The sequence below is a fragment of the Epilithonimonas tenax DSM 16811 genome (genome assembly GCF_000428485.1).
GTDB classification, from domain to species: domain Bacteria; phylum Bacteroidota; class Bacteroidia; order Flavobacteriales; family Weeksellaceae; genus Epilithonimonas; species Epilithonimonas tenax.
This window is the reverse complement of the sequence record NZ_AUAA01000016.1, coordinates 59,582-78,540: the sequence shown is the minus strand read 5'-3', so window position 1 is coordinate 78,540 and position 18,959 is coordinate 59,582. Positions and strand designations below refer to the sequence as shown.

At 39.6% G+C, this 18,959-nt stretch carries 11 protein-coding genes; 7 read left to right on the top strand and 4 right to left on the bottom strand.

Annotation, left to right across the window (positions count from 1 at the left end; translation table 11 throughout):
- A partial coding sequence (locus tag F564_RS0109780) for an ISAon1 family transposase N-terminal region protein (protein WP_028122487.1) occupies window positions 1–217 on the bottom strand: 217 nt, incomplete at its 3' end.
- A 200-nt stretch (window positions 218–417) separates the two neighbouring features.
- On the opposite strand from F564_RS0109780, the gene F564_RS0109775 reads away from it, so the two are divergent.
- From F564_RS0109775 to F564_RS0109745, 7 genes are all read left to right on the top strand, one after another.
- On the top strand, window positions 418–1,884 hold the full coding sequence (locus tag F564_RS0109775; protein WP_028122486.1) for a hybrid sensor histidine kinase/response regulator: 1,467 nt from the start codon (window positions 418–420) through the stop codon (window positions 1,882–1,884).
- A gap of 4 nt (window positions 1,885–1,888) precedes the next feature.
- Entirely contained in the window at window positions 1,889–5,500 is a 3,612-nt protein-coding gene (locus F564_RS0109770) for a response regulator (protein ID WP_028122485.1), read from the top strand.
- 20 nt (window positions 5,501–5,520) lie between these two features.
- Window positions 5,521–5,886 carry a response regulator gene (locus F564_RS0109765; protein ID WP_028122484.1) on the top strand — a complete coding sequence of 122 codons (366 nt, stop codon included), beginning with the start codon at window positions 5,521–5,523 and terminating at the stop codon, window positions 5,884–5,886.
- Complete coding sequence (locus F564_RS0109760) at window positions 5,886–6,716, top strand: CheR family methyltransferase (protein WP_028122483.1); 831 nt, start codon at window positions 5,886–5,888, stop codon at window positions 6,714–6,716. The genes F564_RS0109765 and F564_RS0109760 overlap by 1 nt, the downstream gene beginning before the upstream one ends.
- A gap of 3 nt (window positions 6,717–6,719) precedes the next feature.
- Window positions 6,720–7,301, top strand: coding sequence for a chemotaxis protein CheB (locus F564_RS0109755; protein ID WP_028122482.1), 582 nt, complete (start codon window positions 6,720–6,722; stop codon window positions 7,299–7,301).
- A 20-nt stretch (window positions 7,302–7,321) separates the two neighbouring features.
- Entirely contained in the window at window positions 7,322–7,684 is a 363-nt protein-coding gene (locus tag F564_RS0109750; protein ID WP_028122481.1) for a response regulator, read from the top strand.
- A gap of 661 nt (window positions 7,685–8,345) precedes the next feature.
- Entirely contained in the window at window positions 8,346–10,370 is a 2,025-nt protein-coding gene (locus tag F564_RS0109745) for a M13 family metallopeptidase (protein WP_028122480.1), read from the top strand.
- Between the two features lie 336 nt (window positions 10,371–10,706).
- On the opposite strand, the gene F564_RS0109740 is transcribed toward F564_RS0109745, so the two are convergent.
- The 3 genes from F564_RS0109740 to dnaE form a co-directional block, all read right to left on the bottom strand.
- Window positions 10,707–12,296 (bottom strand): GEVED domain-containing protein, encoded by a 1,590-nt coding sequence (locus F564_RS0109740; RefSeq protein ID WP_028122479.1) that lies wholly within the window; start codon window positions 12,294–12,296, stop codon window positions 10,707–10,709.
- A 155-nt stretch (window positions 12,297–12,451) separates the two neighbouring features.
- A complete protein-coding gene (locus F564_RS0109735) occupies window positions 12,452–14,041 on the bottom strand; it encodes a T9SS-dependent choice-of-anchor J family protein (RefSeq protein ID WP_028122478.1) in 1,590 nt (529 codons plus the stop codon).
- 247 nt (window positions 14,042–14,288) lie between these two features.
- Window positions 14,289–18,938 carry a DNA polymerase III subunit alpha gene (gene dnaE, locus F564_RS0109730; RefSeq protein ID WP_028122477.1) on the bottom strand — a complete coding sequence of 1,550 codons (4,650 nt, stop codon included), beginning with the start codon at window positions 18,936–18,938 and terminating at the stop codon, window positions 14,289–14,291.
- Window positions 18,939–18,959 lie beyond the last annotated feature (21 nt).

The following is an 18,959-nucleotide window of genomic DNA, read 5'->3' as shown; positions in this document are numbered from 1 at the left end:
TTACTGTTTTTCCACGCAGAGGAAAATCATCAACGGTTATTTCCGGAACAAAACCTTTTGACTGTAATAGCAGAGAAGAAAACTCTTTCGGAGCAGTATTTTTCTCTTCAAAATAGATGTGCAGGATTTGGTTTTCTTCTTCAAATTTTACAATCTCAAAATACTCAATGAGAAGTTCCGGTAAAAATAATTTAAGGAGTTCGACATCATTTAACATCCTTCAAAATTATTAATTTTTATCTTTCTCCCCAAGTTTTGGAATTGATCCCATAAGAATAAAACATTATCACTCATCCAAATCTGAATTAGTGCTTTATTTCTTTTAATATACTTAAAAAAATGGCGTGCTTTTTGAAAATATGTCAGTATTTTTGAAACTAAAGAAATACAATCCAGGTATTAGACCATTTATATATTATGATATTAATTGTTGATGATAATAAAAACAATATTTACTCTTTAAAAAAATTACTGGAATCCAAAGATTTTCAAGTTGATACAGCTGAATCTGGCGAACAGGCGTTGGGGAAAGCACTCAAGAATAATTATGCATTGATTATTTTGGATGTGCAAATGCCAGGCATGGATGGCTTCGAAGTGGCAGAATCTTTTGCGGGATACAGCAAAACCAAAGATATTCCAATCATATTTTTATCTGCCGTCAATACGGACAAACAGTTTATCACCCGGGGCTACGAATCCGGAGGTATCGATTATGTGACGAAACCGATTGATCCGGAAATTCTTTTATTAAAAGTCAAAACGTTCTACAATCTTCAGGAGAACAATCTGGCGATGAAGAAAAACCAGCATAGTCTGGAACTGGAGGTCCAAGGTAGAAGAGAAGCGCAGGTGACGATGAGGTCTGAGATAGATCATTTCCATCTGATGTTGGAGGCCTTGCCTCAGATTGCTTTTACACTTGACGGTATGGGTGCGGTAACTTTTGTTAATAGCAAATGGTACGACTATTCTGCCTCTGAAAAAGTGTTTCCCGAAACCCATTATGATGATCACAGTATTCTTTTGGAATTTGAACGTTGTAGAAAAAAGCGGAAAGCACTAGAATTGGAGATTCGCATAAAAAATAGACAAACAGGGGATTTCCGTTTTCATTTGCTAAGAATGTCACCAGTCTATGACGGCAAAACGATTAAGAACTGGGTGGGTACTTTTACAGATATCGATGATCAGAAAAAAGTTGAAAAAGAAAAAGACGAATTTCTGAGTATTGCAAGTCACGAACTCAAAACACCATTGACCAGTATCAAAGCCTATATGCAATTGCTAGAGCGTAAACTGAAGATCGATCAGGGCAATGCTGAAGCCACTTATGTTACAAAAGCATTGTCGCAGGTAGAGAAATTGAACAGCCTGATCACAGATCTGCTGGATGTTTCCAAAATTGAAAACGGGAAACTGAAGATCAGTAAAAAACCAACCAACTTAGAAAATACCATTCATAATGCGATAGAAACCATTCTGCAGACACACGATGATAAAGTGAAAATTTCACGTCACGGCATTATTCCCGATATTCTCATCCCTCTGGACGAGATCAGAATAGAGCAGGTCTTGATTAACTTCCTTACCAATGCAATTAAGTATTCTCCAGAAAATAATCAGATTATCGTTTCAACGTTTGTGGATGAAAATGAAGTAAGGGTCAGCGTTACAGATTTTGGAATCGGTATTCCGGACTTCAAGCAAGATGCTGTCTTTAAGAAATTCTACCGTGTAGAGGAGTCATCACTACAGTTCCAGGGAATGGGAATTGGTTTGTACATCTGTTCAGAAATCATCAAACAGCACGACGGAACGATCGGATTATCTAGCGTGCTAGAAGAAGGTTCTACATTTTACTTTACATTACCTTTAAATTAATTTTATGCCGAAACAAGTGATAAGAAATCTACAATTAGGAATCGGATTATCTTTATTTATACTGATGGCCAGTTCGGTATTGTCATATTGGAGCATCCAAAAACAAATGGAACACCGTGAAGATGTTTCCAAAAGCAGGAGGTCTATGTCTGCCGTAAAGGACATTTTGGTTGCACTTCTGGATGCAGAAACAGGCAACAGAGGATATCAGCAGACAGGCAAAGAGAGTTTTCTGGAACCATACAACCGTAGTGTGAAAGAATACTCCAAAGCAATACAGCTTGCGAACTCTTTTGATATTAATAATAAAGAGCAGCGTGAACGCCTAACCAGTCTCGAGCAAAATGTGAATGGTAATATGGAAAATCTGAAACAGCTTGTTGAGAACAAGCGCAGAGGCATTGCAATGACCCAGGATCAGATGATGCTCAGTAAGGCCTATATGGACAAATGCAGAGTTCTGGTACATCAATTTGTACAATTTGAAGAAGCCCAGCTCGACAAGAAGAGCAAAGATCTTAAAAAGTCTTCTAATACAACTGTTTTATTCATCCTATTTTCTGCGCTGGCTGCCATCGGAGTGACTGTGTTTGTCTATTTCAAACTCAAGAATGACCTCATTAGAAGAGACAGACTGGAGAAAGAATTGAAAGCGAAAGATATTGAAATGTCCAATCGGGTAAGTGTTATTCAGCAGGTTGCAAACCGTGTTTCCAACGGAGATTATACCCAAAGACTGTCAGATAATTATGATGGCGATCTTGGCGATCTGGTAGACTCTCTCAATCATATGACAGACTCACTGAAAACCGCTTTTGATAAGATTAATAAAAGTGATTGGCATCAGAAAGGCATGGCGCTGGTCAATGAATCTTTAGTAGGTAACAAAACTGTCACTCAGTTAACGATCGACTCGCTGAATCAATTGATAGACTATGGCAACTGTACAAACGGTGCCATTTATTTGGTAGACGAAGGGAAATTGAGACTTAGCACCGCTTTCGGATTGGAAAGTCATATGAAACAATCTTTTGAATTCGGTGACGGAATGGTTGGTCAGGCTTTTCTGCAGAAAACGGCAAAAGTTTATAGCGATCTGAATGAGAATGATTTTGCTGTTTCTTTTGCATCAGGCAAAATCAAGATCAATGGCATTGCTCTGGTTCCGATTCTTCTTAACAATGACAGCGTCGGGATTTTAGAATTAAGTTCCAGCAGCAATTTTGATCAAGATCAAGTCGATTATTTTTCTGAAAGCTGCCGAAACATCGGTATTGCTCTCAACGCAGCAAAAGGCCGCGAAAAAGAACAGCGCCTGTTGGAAGAAACCCAGGCGCAGGCAGAGGAACTGCAGGTTCAACATTCCGAATTGGAAAACCTGAACACAGAACTGGAAGCCCAGACCCAAAAACTTCAGGCTTCCGAAGAGGAACTGAAAGTCCAGCAGGAAGAGCTGATGCAGACCAATGTAGAACTGGAAGAGCGCTCCAAATTATTGGAAGAAAAAAATCATCTTATTGCAGATCGTAATTCTGAAATTCAGAAAAAAGCTGAAGAATTGGAATTAAGTACCAAATATAAATCAGAGTTTCTGGCCAATATGTCACACGAACTCAGAACGCCTCTTAATTCTATTCTGCTGCTTTCCAGGTTGATGGCGGAAAATTCTGATAATAATCTGAACGAAGATCAGATAGAATCAGCCAAAGTCATCCAAAGCTCGGGAACAAGTTTATTGACCTTGATTGATGAAATTTTAGATCTTGCCAAAATAGAATCTGGGAAAATGTCACTGGAATACCAGGATGTAGAATTGGAAAATGTAGTAAAAGATCTCAAAAATCTACTGAATCCTATCACCAAAAATAAAGGAATTGATTTCAATATCAATATTGAAAATGATGTGGAAAAGACCATTGAAACAGACCGTTTACGCCTGGATCAGGTGCTGAGAAATCTGCTTTCCAACGCTATCAAATTTACAAAAGAAGGAAGCGTGGAACTCCATATCAGACAAGATAAAAAAAATAAAGATTTCATCATTTTCTCTGTGAAAGATACTGGAATAGGTATTCCGGAAGACAAACAACGGGTGATCTTCGAAGCGTTCCAACAAGCTGACGGATCTACACAGCGTAAATTTGGAGGGACTGGTTTGGGACTATCCATCAGTCGCGAAATTGCCAAATTATTGGGTGGCGAATTGATCTTGGAAAGTGAGGTGAATAAGGGCAGCGAATTTTGCCTGATTATCCCGAAGGATGAAAAATCAAGACTCAGTAAAATAGAAAATAGTCAGATTTTGGATGAGATCATGGTGCGAGATACAGAGGAAGTAAAAAGCATCATCGATGATAACCAATATGGGATTTCAATACCAATTAATGTTTTGGAAATACCAGAAGATGTGGACGATGACCGTGACAACATAGCGAAAGATGATAAAGTGATCCTGATTGTAGAAGATGACACCAATTTTGCCAAAGCATTGCTGAAATATGCAAGGCTCCAAAATTACAAAGGTATCGTAGCTGTACGAGGAGATCACGCCATTTCTGCCGCATTGCAATACCGGCCAGCTGCAATTTTGCTAGATGTGCAGCTGCCTGTAAAAGATGGCTGGCAGGTGATGGACGAGCTGAAATCCAATCCGCAGACCAAGCCCATCCCAGTTCATATCATGTCATCATTGCATGTGCGGCAACAAAGTCTGATGAAGGGCGCTATAGATTTCATTAACAAACCACTTGCGTTGGATCAGATGACCGAAGTTTTCAAAAAAATCGAAGACGCCTTGAAAAAATCGCCTCAGAAAGTACTGATTGTAGAAGAAAATGCCAAGCACGCGAGTGCATTGTCTTATTTCCTGAGCAATTTTAATATTTCACTTTCTGTAGAGGACAACGTAGAAGACAGTGTGAATGCGTTGAATTCAGATAAAACAGACTGTGTGATTCTGGATATTGGCACAGACAGAAGAAATGGTTATAAGATCATCGAGTCTATCAAAACCTATGAAGGTATGGAGAATTTGCCGATCATTATTTTTACAGAAAGGAATCTTTCCAAATCCGAAGAGCTTAAAATCAAGCAATATGCAGATTCTATCGTTGTCAAAACAGCACATTCATACCAAAGAATCTTGGATGAGGTGGGATTATTCTTACATTTGGTAGAAGAAAAAAACAGTTCTGTAGAAACCATCAGAAACAAAACTTTAGGCTCATTGACGGAAGTCCTGAGTGGTAAAAAGATTCTGATCACAGATGATGACGTCCGCAATATATTTTCTCTGTCCAAAGCTTTGGAAAAATACAAAGTAGAAGTGGTCTTGGCCATGGATGGCAAACAGGCGTTGGAGCAGATCAAGGTAAATCCAGATATCGATGTCGTGTTGATGGATATGATGATGCCGGAGATGGATGGCTATGAAACAATACAGGAAATAAGAAAAATGCAGGCCTATAAAAGACTGCCAATTATTGCTGTTACCGCAAAATCTATGATTGGTGATCGTGAAAAATGTCTTCAGGCAGGCGCGTCTGACTATATTACAAAGCCTGTAGATATAGATCAGTTGCTGTCATTGTTACGTGTTTGGTTGTATGAAAATTAAGAAAAACTTTTTGAAGTGTAATGAGCAAGAGAATTTTAATTGTTGATGATGATCCCCATAATATTTTTGCATTAAGACTGACCCTGAAGGCGCGGAAATATCAGCTGGAAAGTTGTATGATGGCAGATGAAGCCATCCGCATTCTCAAGGAAGACAATGATTTTTGCGTGGTGTTGATGGATATGATGATGCCGGAGATGGATGGCTATGAAGCGATCAAGATCATCAGAAATACGCCGGACATCAGCAAGGTTCCAATTATTGCAGTCACAGCACAAGCGATGGAAGAAGACCGTCAAAAATGCCTGGAAGCAGGCGCACAAGATTATATCAAAAAACCAATCGATGTGGATCTACTACTAACTGCTATAGAAAAACACTGCTAATGCTGGAACCAAGTATCATAAAAGACAATGAAATAGAGCACCTTATAAAGGATGTCTACGAATCTTATGGTTATGACTTTTCCCTTTACAGCCGCGCCTCTTTCAAAAGAAGGGTAAACCGCATCTGTGTGATAGACAGGTTTACAAGCTATGCAGAGTTGCGGTACACCGTGCTGAATGATCCCAACTATTTTAAGCATTTTATAGAAGAGATTACCGTAAACGTGACAGAGATGTTTCGTGATCCGCTGTTTTTCAAATCGTTGCGGGATAATATTTTGCCTCAGCTAGGCACCTTTCCCTTGATCAGAATATGGGTAGCTGGCTGCTCTACGGGCGAAGAAGCATACTCGATCGCAATCTTGCTGAAGGAAGCCGGCCTTTATCACAAATGTCTGATTTATGGCACAGATATCAATCCTTCAGTTCTGGAAACAGCTCGGGCTGGGGTTTTTCCTATGCATCAAATGAAAACCTATTCTGAGAACTATATGATTTCCGGTGGTAAAAAAGATTTTTCAGACTATTATACTGCCAATTACGATAATGCAAGGTTTGATAAAAGCCTGAATGAAAAACTGATACTTTCTACGCATAATCTGGTTTCAGACAGTTCGTTCAACAGTTTTCAGCTGATCATTTGCCGCAATGTTTTGATCTATTTTGATAAAGAACTGCAGGAGCGTGTGTTTGGTCTTTTCGATGCCAGTCTGGAGAATTTCGGTTATTTGGCTTTAGGTTCCAAAGAAACTTTGAGATTTTCTAATTTAGGGAAATTCTACCATCAAATCGAAGATCAGAAGATCTGGAAAAAAATAGATCATCACTAAGTCATGGAAACAAAAGATCTCAAAACAGAATTGGTTGTCATAGGCGGATCTGCAGGCAGCATACAGGTTATTTTGGAAATGCTCAAAGACCTGAATAACGACTTAGCTTTTGCATTGTTGCTTGTTCTTCACCGCAAAGCACAGGCAGTCAGCATTCTTCCCAAATTGTTACAACAGTTGTCCCCAATTGAAGTACTAGAGATCGAGGACAAAACGGAAATCGTCCATAATAAAATTTACATTGTACCTTCAGACTATCATCTGTTGTTTGAAAATAAAAAGGCATTTTCTTTGGATGGTTCCGAAAAAATGAATTACTCGCGTCCGTCCATAGATGTCACGTTCCGATCTGCCTCTGAGATTTTTGGACAAGGTCTCGTGGGGATTCTTCTTTCCGGCGCAAACGCCGATGGCGTGGAAGGTTTGAAATACATCAAAAAAAATGGGGGCAAAGTCTGGATACAGAATCCGGAAACCGCACAGGTAGATTATATGCCAAAACATGCTTTAAAAGAAGTGGCATTTGATCTCATCATTACACCCGGAGATTTGGCTGCAAATATCAATCAGTTAAAAACTATATAATTAAAAAAAACCATAATAAAATGAATAAAATTCTAATTCTTGATGATGATATCAGTATTTTGGAAGTGATTACCATCATCTTCGAAGAAAATGGATATCAGGTACAGATCTCAGAAACTTCGCACGATATTATCCAAAAAGTGGAAGATTTTCGACCGGATGTCATTTTGATGGACAACTGGATCCCTAATATTGGAGGTGTAGAAGCGACTAGACTTTTGAAAAACCACCAAGAATTTAAAAATATTCCGGTCATTTACGTCACTGCGAACAATGATATTGCTGCATTAGCAAAAAGTGCGCAGGCAGATGATTATGTTGCCAAGCCATTTAATTTGGAAGACCTGGAGGTGAAGGTGGCACATTACATGAGTCTAAAATAACTCTTTGAATAGACTAAAAAAAAACGCTGCCATTGGGCAGCGTTTTTTGATTTGCAAAGCCCGCTGTTTGGATGAAAACCGGGATTTGTCTTTCGATCGGTTGAATCCGGCTCTAAGCCATCCTTTCTCATTTCGCCATCATAACAGGGTTTTTTTTTCTCTTTTGGAAATTATGTGGACTGTGTTTGACGTAGATTCCGGATCAAATCGTTCCGTGCTACATAAACTCCGACTTTGCCTAAAGGCTTTATTTAAATATAATTAGCGGATTGTCATTGTTTTACGTTTCTAATGGTATCTGATAGATTTTGAGGGGATTACCTCTCTGTCAAACCTCCCCGTAATGACTATGAATCTGACTGAGCACCACTGCGGACAGTAAGGCTATAATTAATCAATCGATGACCATCAGTGTTAAAGTCGATCGCATTGGATGAATAGGTAACAATGCCGTTCTACCGATGCTAGTCCTAAATACCAAATCTGTTGCATTAACAATGTTATTCATAGATCATAAAAATAGATTTAACGTGTTGCTTATGAATGTGTTAAATAATATATCGTATCAATAGTTCTGATTTTATTCTTTTTAAATTCTGACTGTTACATTGTAACAAATGGGCCTTACGATAGACCTATTAACAAATATTATAATCAAGAAATGAAAAAGATCTCTCTTACAGCATTAATGTTAGCTTCTTTGGTAAGCACTGTTTCTGCTCAGACCAAGCAAAACGCTTTGGAACTTACTTATATGGACACGTCCGTGCGTCCTCAAGACGATTTCTATAATTACGTCAATGGAACATGGATGAAGACAGCCAAGATCCCAGCGGATAAGCCGAGTTGGGGTTCTTTCACCCAGTTGAGAGAAACCACAGATAACAATTCACTAGGATTGTTGGACAATATCCTGAAAGAAAAGTATGCTACAGGATCTGAAGGGCAGAAAATTCAGGCGCTTTACCAAACCTATATGGATATGAATAAGCGTAATGCAGACGGTCTTACGCCAATCAAAGGTGATCTTGCAAAAATTGATGCGATCAAAAACCTTTCCGGTCTTCAGAAATATTTGATTGAAGCTACAGAAAGAGGAGACAACTCATTCTATGCCTGGGGTGTAGATGGTGATCTCAAAGATTCTAAAATGAACGCAGTTTATTTGGGTGATGCATCTTTGGGTCTTGGTAGAGATTATTACCAAAAAGATTCTCCCAAGAATACAGAAACAATCGAGGCGTACAAAAAATATGTAGCGCAGGTTCTTGAAGAGATCGGATACAAAAATTCTGCAGTTGTAGCCGGGCAGATTGTTGATTTTGAAAAGAAAATTGCTAAAACATTGCTCACAAACGAGCAAATCCGTGATGCAAATCTACAGTACAATCCCAAAACTTTACCTGAGCTGAAAGCTTTGGTTAAAAATATAGATCTTCCGAAATACCTTGCTGCAGTTGGTGTGAAAACTGATAAAGTGATCATTGGCGAAATTGGTTATTATAAAAATCTTGATACTTTCCTGACGGATAAAAACATCCCTTTGATCAAGGATTATCTGAAGTTTAATTTGGTTTCAGGAGGTGCAGGCTATCTTAACCAAAAATTGGATGATATGAGATTTAATTTCTACAGCAAATATCTCCAGGGTCAGCAAGAGCAAAGAGCGCTTAACAAAAGAGCTCTAGGTCTTATCAATAGCGTTGTAGGTGAAGCTTTTGGAAAAGTGTATGTGGAGAAATATTTCACACCAGAAGCTAAAGCGCAGATGTTGACGTACATCGATTATCTTAAAAAGAGCTTCGGTGTTCACATCAATGGTTTGACCTGGATGTCATCCGTGACCAAGACCAAAGCATTGGACAAACTGAATAAATTTACAGTGAAGATAGCTTACCCGGATACTTGGAAAGACTATTCAAAATTGACGCTAAAATCCGTAAAAGATGGTGGAACGCTTTACAATAATCTTCAGAATGTTTCCAGCTGGCATTATGCTAAAGAGTTAGAAAAAGTAGGAAAGCCGGTAGACAAAGCAGAATGGGGAATGTCTCCACAGACTGTAAATGCCTATTACAATCCGGTCAATAACGAGATTGTTTTTCCTGCGGCTATTCTTCAGCCGCCTTTCTTCAACCCGAATGCGGATGCGGCGGTTAACTTTGGTGGTATTGGCGCTGTTATTGGTCACGAGATGACACACGGTTTTGATGATAGTGGAGCTCAATTTGACGGTGATGGTAATTTAAAGGACTGGTGGACTGCAGATGATAAGGCGAACTTCGAAAAAGCGACCAAAAGTTTGGCTGCGCAGTACGACAAATATGAGCCTGCTAAAGATGTGAAGGTGAATGGTACATTTACAAACGGTGAAAACATCGCTGATCTTGGTGGTGTGAATATCGCCTATGATGCTTTGCAAATGTATCTTAAAGACAAAGGTACGCCTGGGAAAATAGATGGTTATACGCCTGATCAGAGATTTTTCCTGAGCTGGGCAACCGTCTGGAGAACTTTGTCAACGGAGAAATTTTTGACCAATCAGGTGAAGACAGATCCACACTCTCCTGGTTTCTTCAGAAGTTTCGGACCATTGGTTAATACGGAGGCTTTTTACAAAGCATTTGATTTGAAAGAAGGTGATAAGCTTTACAAAAAACCAGAAGAAAGAGTAAAAATCTGGTAATAATAGACAAACATCAATACAAAAGTCCTGTGAATTTCATGGGACTTTTTTGGTGAGATGTTTTAATAAACCAAATGAAGCGGTTCTTTTTTTTAGAGTGATTTAAGGTGTTGTTGTATAGGTGATTAAGTTCTTTTGTGAATACAATTGGTTATATTTTTGTTGTATACAATGATCTTTGCCTGATGATTGATAGCAAAGAAAAAACATCAGCCTTGGTATAAGATACGCTTCGTTTTGAAAATGAATAAGACCTTTTTCTTGTTTTGTTAAAGTTGTGATAACAAAAAGCCCGCTCAGTGGAGCGGGCTTAATTATGGAGATAACTCCTGAGAATTATTTTTTGATCGCTTTGAAAGTTTTTACACTTCCGTCTTCCATCTGAAGATTTACGATATACAATCCTGATTTCAAGTTTGAAAGATTAAGTTCTGCAGAAGGAGCAAGTGTTTTCACCTGTCTTCCAGAGATGTCATTTACAGAAATGGATTTCACACCTTTCACGTCAGAGATCTTAAGAACATCTGCGAAAGGGTTAGGATATACAGAGATTCCGGCTTTAGTTACATCAGACACCGCAAGTGCATCTTTGTAATCTAGGGTGTAATCTTCTACCTGACCGTTGATCATACTTGCGCAACCGCTAGTAAGAGGGGTGTTGAGAGTCGTTCCGGAGAAGTTGTATTTGATCCTCATGAATTTTTTGCCCAAAGAAGTGCCGGCTGGTATTGCGATGTTTCCAGTTAATGATATCGGGTTATCAGTAACTCCAGTTTTACGTACCATAGTGGCAGTTGTGTTGAAGTATGATTCACCTACGTCGTCAAAATCACCATCGTTGTTCCAGTCAATAAATACTGACATTGCCCAGCCGTTTGCAGCATTTCCGTTCGTTGTTCCCAGTACCGTTAATGGTACGCTGGTGACATTATTTTTTACAGGGAATTCTGTAGTCGTAAAATCTTGGTGTACAGGGAAAGATCCAATAGTAGCAGCTGTTGCATCAGAAGTGTTGGTTACGCCTGAGAATGTTACAGATTTAATTGGTGCAATCAATGTAGGCGCTGTAGATGTTAATGGGCCACAATGTATTACAGAAGAGTTTGTCATAAACGTGATCTCCTGACATCCTGTTGCGTCTCCATTGCTGTTGGTAGCAACAATTTTTGCGTAGTAGGTGGTGTTAGCGGCAAGAGCAACATTTAGCATTGTAGAACTTCCTACAGCAGTGGTGTTTAGGGTGTTAGATGCTCCGGACGTAGTTCCTACTGTGATTTTGTATTGTGTAGCGTCTGGGACCACATTCCAAGTTAATCCTACAGTTCCAGAAGCTATTGTGGAGCCATTGGTAGGAGAAGTAAATGCCGCACAAGCAGGAATAGTGGTGACAACAGCTTGTTTTACTACGATGTCATCGATGTAAAGTGAACCTGTTGTGGAACCCGTTCTCGCCATCCAGCTTCCAACAGCGTAAGTTTTGTTTGGATCAAAAGTACCTGTAGGAATGGTGGCACTTACTGTACCGCATGTGTTTACCGCGGCAGTTGTAAGATTGACTCCGGTTCCAACTGTGAAAATCGTGTAGTTATTTGATTCTACGTTATATACAGCATAAGCAACATAAAGCGTACCTGTAAGTCCTGCTGTTTTCTTATAGTTTAAGCTCACACTTAGGGCTTGACCATTATTGGTCTGTCCATTCATATCGCCTAGTTCCAAAAGATCACCTAACCAACCAGTTTGTGTCACTGTTGCACTATATGCTAATGCTCCTGAGGTGGTAGCACTACAGAAATTAGCGGTATCAAATGAACCGCCGCCAAATTGTAAAAGACCGGTAGGATCTTCAAAATCTTGGGTAAAGTCAAGCTGAGCGTTGACTCCAATGCCTAATGCCAAAAGACAAGAGAATAGAATTTTTTTCATAATATTATAATTTTATTAAAACTGATACGAATATAGAGTATTTTTTCCTTTTGGAAAAGAATATTAATATATATAAGTCATAAATATTGCTAATGACAAAAAGCCGTCTCGCTTTAAAACGAGACGGCTTCATTATTTCAATAATTTTTTTAAAATTATTTTTTGATTGATTTGAAAGTTTTCACGCTTCCGTCTTCCATGTTAAGGTTGATGATATACAATCCACCTTTCAAGCTAGATAAATTGATTTCTGTAGAAGGTGCAAGCGATTTAACTTGTCTTCCTGACATATCATTAACAGATACGGATTTCACACCTTTCACATCAGAGATCTTCACCACATCTGTAAATGGATTAGGATATACAGAAATGCCTGCTTTGTTTACATCAGAAACAGCTAGGAATTCTTTGTAATCAATAGTGTAGTCTTCTACCTGTCCATTGGTCAAATCTGTACAAGCTGTTGTAAGTGGTGAGTTGATCGTAGTACCAGTGAAGTTATATTTAACTCTCATTCTTTTCTGACCAATGACTGTATTTGCAGGTATTGCTAGGGTTCCAGTCAAGGTAGATTTGTTAGCAGTAACCACTGTAGTTCTAAGTATAGTGGCTGTTGTGTTGTAGTAAGATTCGCCTGCGTCTAAGAAATCACCATCGTTATTCCAGTCAATAAATACTGCTGCGCCCCATCCGTTGTTGGCTGCAGAAATACCAGTAACACTAAAAGGAATTGTTGTTAAATTGTTTTTAACTTCTATCGGCGAAGCTGTGAAGCTTTCGTTTGTAGCAAAAGCGCCAAAAGTAGTAGCAGAAGCATCAGACGTATTGGTCACCCCATTCAGTGTAAATGATGTAATTGGTGCGATCTGAGCCGGTGAATTAGATGTAAACGGACCACAGTAAGGAGCGTAAGGATTGGCGCCAGTTGTGAAAGATGTTTCTGTACATCCTGTCGCATCTCCAACATCATTGGTTGCTACAATCTTCAAATAATATTTGGTATTAGGAGCTAGTGGTGGATTGTTTGTCAATGTAGCGCCTGAACTAGCAGCAACGCCATTTAAAACATCATTTCCTCCAGGTGTGGTTCCAAGATATAATTTGTAAGCGGAAGCGCCAGTAGCATCTGCCCATGTAAACGTAGTGCGTACGTTGACGTTAGTAGCGCCATCAGCAGGTGATGTATTAGTCACACAAGAAGGAACAACAGTGGGTACAGTGTCATTGACAACCGTATCAAACATAAGATACCATTGATCTGTATCAACCGCGTGTAAACCTAAATAAACAGTTTGTCCAACATATGGTGTAAGGTCCAGAGTCACCTTGGTCCAAGCAGCAGGAGCTTTGGAGGTTGCTTTTAAAGTCGTTGTGAATGCCGCCGCAGTAGGAGTGGTAGTAGAGAGCATGACATTATAGTTCTCAGTAAAACTAGCGCTGTAGCTTGCTACATAGAAAGAGAATCTGTCATTTACACCTGCTGTTACAGTGATTGCGGGAGTGACCAAATAGTCATTATGTGCTGCTGGTTCGTAAGTAATACGGGCTACGTTTGCTCCGGATTGAGCAGCGGTAACAGTTCCGCCACTAGGAACAGCTCCAAATACAAAAGCATTGGCACCGCCATCCGTGTTTAAAACCGTCCAGCCTGTTGGTGTCGTGGTTCCAGCATCAAAGCTTTGAGTAAATTGTGCATTAGCACCAATTGCAAGTGCTAAAGAACATGATAGTAAAAGTTTCTTCATAATTATTTAATTTATTTTAATGAATCACAAATGTAATAATAATTACCATTATTCGCTATTTTTTTTAATAATAATTCAGTATTAATGTTGGAATGTTGTTAATTAAGCAATGTCCAATAGAGTTCTTTAAATAAAAAAATCTACATTTTATCCAAAATGCAGATTTTTTCTATTTTAATTATGGTTAATTCAGTTTTTATGAACTATAATTTTCTATTTTGTGTAGATAGATCTTTATGTTTGAACATTAATTTAGAAACACTTCGTAATTGTTAATCTGATGGATGACTTCTAAAAGATCTTCATTAATGTTAATGTGGTGCTTCATGCTCACGACTTCCAGAACCGACTGGTCTTCCGGATTTTTAATAAAGAAATTCAGTTTCTGTTCACCTTGATTCTCAATTAGTTTTTCTTTAAAGAATTCAATATCTGTTGTTCTTAATGAGTCTAATGGTACAACAATAGATAAGCTTCTTGCGAACCTGTCAAAAGCTTCTTTTAATTCCAAAACATCATTCACGTTTACGAAAATCCGTCCATCTTTCCCTTGAGAGAATTTAAGTTTCATAATCACAAAACGCTGAACTTCCAATTTATCCTTCAATCGCATATAATCTCTGTCACCCAAACGGAACGAGTAGGAACCTGTATAATCTTCCAATAAAACGAAAGCTACCTTTTCGCCACTTCTGAAACCGTCTGCCACACGATATTCTGTGATCAAACCAGCAACGGTGTATTCCTTAGTGTTATCTTTTTCATTCATTTTGTCTTTCCAGCTTTTCTTTTCTTCAAAAAGTTCCGGTGCTTTTGGAGGAAAGGCCAGATCTTTGAAAGCTTCCACTTCGTCCAAGTTCAGGAAGTTGAAATTCCCCTTTGGTTCTGCTTTTTTACCGGATTCTTCGATGATTTCATCCTCCAATCCAACTTCGTCAGAAACTAAAATATCAGGAACTTCTTCGTCGGGCATATTGTCAGTTTCCAGAATTGGAATCACCTCATCCAAAACAGGAACGTCATCTCTCTTCTCATCAAGAATCGCCTTTTTGGAGAGAACACCCTGCATAAATTTGAACTGATATTTGAACTCGTCCAAAGGATGCGCCGACAGATAGAATCCAATGATCTCCTTCTCTTTATTGAGTTTATGCATATTCGGCCACTCAGCACAAGGTAAAAGTTTGGGTTGTTCGATTTGGACTTCCTCGGCAAAATCTGCAAACAAGGAGTTTTCCATTTCATTTTTGCTGTCTTGGAAACTTTGTCCGTATCGGGAAAGCCTTTCGATATTGGTTCTTCCTGCAGCATCGATATCGAAATACTGTCCGCGGTGATACGTGTCCAACTCGTCAAAAGCGCCTGCCGTTACCAAACTTTCCGCCACTCTTTTATTTACTTGCGAAGGCGGAATTCTCTCAAAGAAATCATAGATATTCTTGTATCTTCCATCTTTCCTGAATGTTACAATTGCTTCACTCGGGCCCTCACCAATGCCTTTGATCGCACCCAGTCCAAAACGGATTTGTCCTTTTTCATTTACGGAGAATTTGTATTGGGACTCGTTCACATCCGGCCCAAGAACATCCACGCCAATGGCTTTGCAATCCTCCATAAACATCGTGATAGATGCCGTGTTGTTGATGTTGTTACTCATTACACTTGCCATATATTCTGCCGGATAATTGGCTTTTAAGTAGGCCGTTTGGTAGGCGATCCATGCGTAACAAGTGGAGTGGGATTTGTTGAAAGCGTATTCTGCAAAGGCTTTCCAGTCATTCCATATTTTCTCTAGCCGTTCTTCGTTCAGGTTGTTTTTTCTTCCACCTTCAATGAATTTTGGGTACATTTTGTTCAGAACTTCGATTTGTTTTTTACCCATTGCTTTTCTCAAGGTATCGGCTTCCCCTTTTGTAAAGTTGGCTAATTTCTGAGACAAAAGCATCACCTGTTCCTGATAAACCGTGATCCCATAAGTTTCCTCAAGGTATTCTTTTGTTTCTTCTAGATCATAAATGATTTCCTCTGTTCCGTGTTTTCTGTTAATGAAATTTGGGATGTATTTTATCGGTCCCGGACGGTAAAGGGCGTTCATTGCAATGAGATCGGCGAAAACTGTTGGTTTCAGTTCGCGCATATATTTTTGCATTCCCGGACTCTCGTACTGGAAAATCCCGATCGTTCTTCCTTCCTTGAATAATTGATAAGTTTTGGCGTCGTCCAACGGGATTTCGTCCGGATCAATATCAACGCCATGACGTTCTTTTACCAGCTTTACCGCATCTTTGATAATGGTCAAAGTCCTCAACCCAAGAAAATCCATCTTCAAAAGACCTGCATTTTCCGCCACCGAGTTATCGAACTGAGAAACCAAAATGTCCGCATCTTTCGCAGCAATGGTGATCGGAACCAGATTACTCACAGGTTCGGGCGTGATAATCACACCGCAGGCGTGGATTCCGGTATTCCGGATGCAGCCTTCCATTTTCTTGGCACTTTCCAAAACGGAAAATCTAGAATCGTCTGAGTTGGAAAGAATGAATTTCATTTCGTCTACCAACTGTTGATCTTCCGGCTTCAGTTTGTCGTATTTTGAAAGCGCTTTTGCGATGTTCATTCCTGGACTTGGCGGGATTAATTTGGCGATCATATTCGTTTCCGGAATCGATAGGTCGAGAACCCGACCAGCATCTTTGATGGCTGATTTTCCGCCCAAAACCGAGTAAGTGATAATTTGAGCCACCTGCTCCTGGCCGTATTTTTCGACCACCCATTTGATGACTTTATCCCGTCCTTCATCATCAAAGTCGATATCGATATCGGGCATAGAAACCCTTTCCGGATTCAGGAATCTCTCAAAAAGAAGATCGTATTTGATCGGGTCAACATTGGTGATCTTAATACAATAAGCAACTGCCGATCCAGCCGCCGATCCACGACCAGGACCAACGGATACACCCATATTCCGAGCCTCGTTACAGAAATCCTGAACAATCAAAAAGTAACCAGGATAACCTGTGTTGGCGATAACTTCCAGTTCAAAGTCCAGTCGTTCCTGGATCTCTGGTGTAATGACCGGATATCGTTTTTTTGCACCTTCATAAGTCAAATGTCTGAGGTAGGCCATCTCACCACGTTTTCCGCCATCGGCTTCATCTTCAGGATCGATAAATTCTTCCGGAATATCAAACTTCGGTAGGAGAACGTCGCGCTTCAAAGTGTAAGGTTTGAACTTTGCCAAAAATTCTTCGTAAGCTTCGAAAGCATCTGGGTACGCCAGGAAAGTTTGTTTTAACTCGTCTTGATTTTTAATGTAATATTCGCTCGTAGTCAAGCCTTTTCTTTTTCCAAAGCCTTTTCCAATCGGCGTCGATTGTTTTTCGCCATCCTTGATACATCCCAGGATATCCTGGATATTGGCGTCGTCTTTATTGGTGTAGTAGGTTTCGTTTTGAGCTAAGATCTTGACATCGTATTTGTCCGCAAACTGAAGTAGAACTTCATTCAAATGCTCTTCCTCTGGCAAATTGTGATTCTGGATCTGAACATAAAAATCATCACCAAATTCTTCTTTCCACCATTGGAACAGTTCTTCTCCTTTTTGTTCACCGATATTTAAAATTGTATTGGGAATATCGCCATTGATTCCTGACGTCAATGCAATCAATCCTTCCTTGTATTGAGAGATCAATTCGCGGCTGATCCTCGGAACGCCAAAATAAAACCCTTTCTGAAAACCAATACTGGAAAGTTTGATCAGGTTTTTGTAACCGTTGAAATCCTTTGCCAGCAAAACCATTTGAGTCCTTCTGTCCGGATCATCTTTTGTGAATTGCTTTTGTTCGTATCGGTTTGAGATAAAAAATTCGCAACCGACAATTGGAATGAGTTGATCTGTATCGGGCTCTTCTTCATTGAATGCTTCTCCTTTTTCTTCGGCTTCCTGTTTTTTGGCCAGATATTCTTTATGCTTTTTGGCGCGTCCGGAATTGGTGTCCTCCACGGCAGTGACGAATTTGAAAGCGCCCATCATATTGCCAATATCTACAATCCCAACAGCAGCATAGTTCTCTTCTGTCGCTTTCCTGATGAGGTCATTGATGTTGGTGGTGGCTGTTAAAGTGGAGAAGACACTGTGGTTGTTAAAATTGAAATATTTTCCAAGGTCGATGTCATCAATGCTACCGACGTCGGATTGTTTTTTCTTGTTGTTAAAACTGGCAACCTGTCTTCTGATGACGATCCCGAAAGGTTTGATGGGATCAGGATGACGGGTTTGAAATTCTTTTAATTGAGCTTCGGAAGTTTTCAAAACATCCGCCGGAATCACGCCGATTCTCATCATTTCAAAGAAAACCTGAGCGGTGGCATTCACATCGGCTGCAGCGTTGTGTGCTTCGTCAAACTTATGGCCGTACAGTTTTTCGTACAGTTCCTCCAGTTTTGGTGATTTGTATCGTCCGCCTCGTCCGCCTGCCAATTGGCAATACTCTGTTCCCAGGATCATCGTGTCGGCTTTTGGCTTATCCTGAAGATTGTCTGCGATATTTTTTCTGATCAATTCTGCACCTACAATGTTATAATCGAATTCTACATTGTGTCCGGAAACGACTCTTACGTTTTCCAAAGCTTTAGAAAATTCAAGCAAAACCTCTTCCAGGTCTCGGCCTTCTTCATTGGCTATTTTAGTGGTGATTCCGTGGATTCTCGCTGCGTTGAACGGGATGTCATAACCTTCTGGTTTGATGATGTAATCTTGATTTTCTATCAGGTTTCCGTTGTCATCGTGGATCTGCCATGCAATCTGAACCATTCTTGGCCAGTTGTCTGAATCTGAGAGCGGTGCGTTGAAATTTTTGGGTAAACCGGTGGTTTCTGTATCGAAAACTAAGTACATCTGCATTGTAATTTGGTGTAA

Coding starts and splice junctions, on each gene's coding strand:
- F564_RS0109775 (WP_028122486.1), top strand. CDS start 418: ATGATATTAATTGTTGATGATAATAAAAACAATATTTACTCTTTAAAA.
- F564_RS0109770 (WP_028122485.1), top strand. CDS start 1,889: ATGCCGAAACAAGTGATAAGAAATCTACAATTAGGAATCGGATTATCT.
- F564_RS0109765 (WP_028122484.1), top strand. CDS start 5,521: ATGAGCAAGAGAATTTTAATTGTTGATGATGATCCCCATAATATTTTT.
- F564_RS0109760 (WP_028122483.1), top strand. CDS start 5,886: ATGCTGGAACCAAGTATCATAAAAGACAATGAAATAGAGCACCTTATA.
- F564_RS0109755 (WP_028122482.1), top strand. CDS start 6,720: ATGGAAACAAAAGATCTCAAAACAGAATTGGTTGTCATAGGCGGATCT.
- F564_RS0109750 (WP_028122481.1), top strand. CDS start 7,322: ATGAATAAAATTCTAATTCTTGATGATGATATCAGTATTTTGGAAGTG.
- F564_RS0109745 (WP_028122480.1), top strand. CDS start 8,346: ATGAAAAAGATCTCTCTTACAGCATTAATGTTAGCTTCTTTGGTAAGC.
- F564_RS0109740 (WP_028122479.1), bottom strand. CDS start 12,296: ATGAAAAAAATTCTATTCTCTTGTCTTTTGGCATTAGGCATTGGAGTC.
- F564_RS0109735 (WP_028122478.1), bottom strand. CDS start 14,041: ATGAAGAAACTTTTACTATCATGTTCTTTAGCACTTGCAATTGGTGCT.
- dnaE (WP_028122477.1), bottom strand. CDS start 18,938: ATGTACTTAGTTTTCGATACAGAAACCACCGGTTTACCCAAAAATTTC.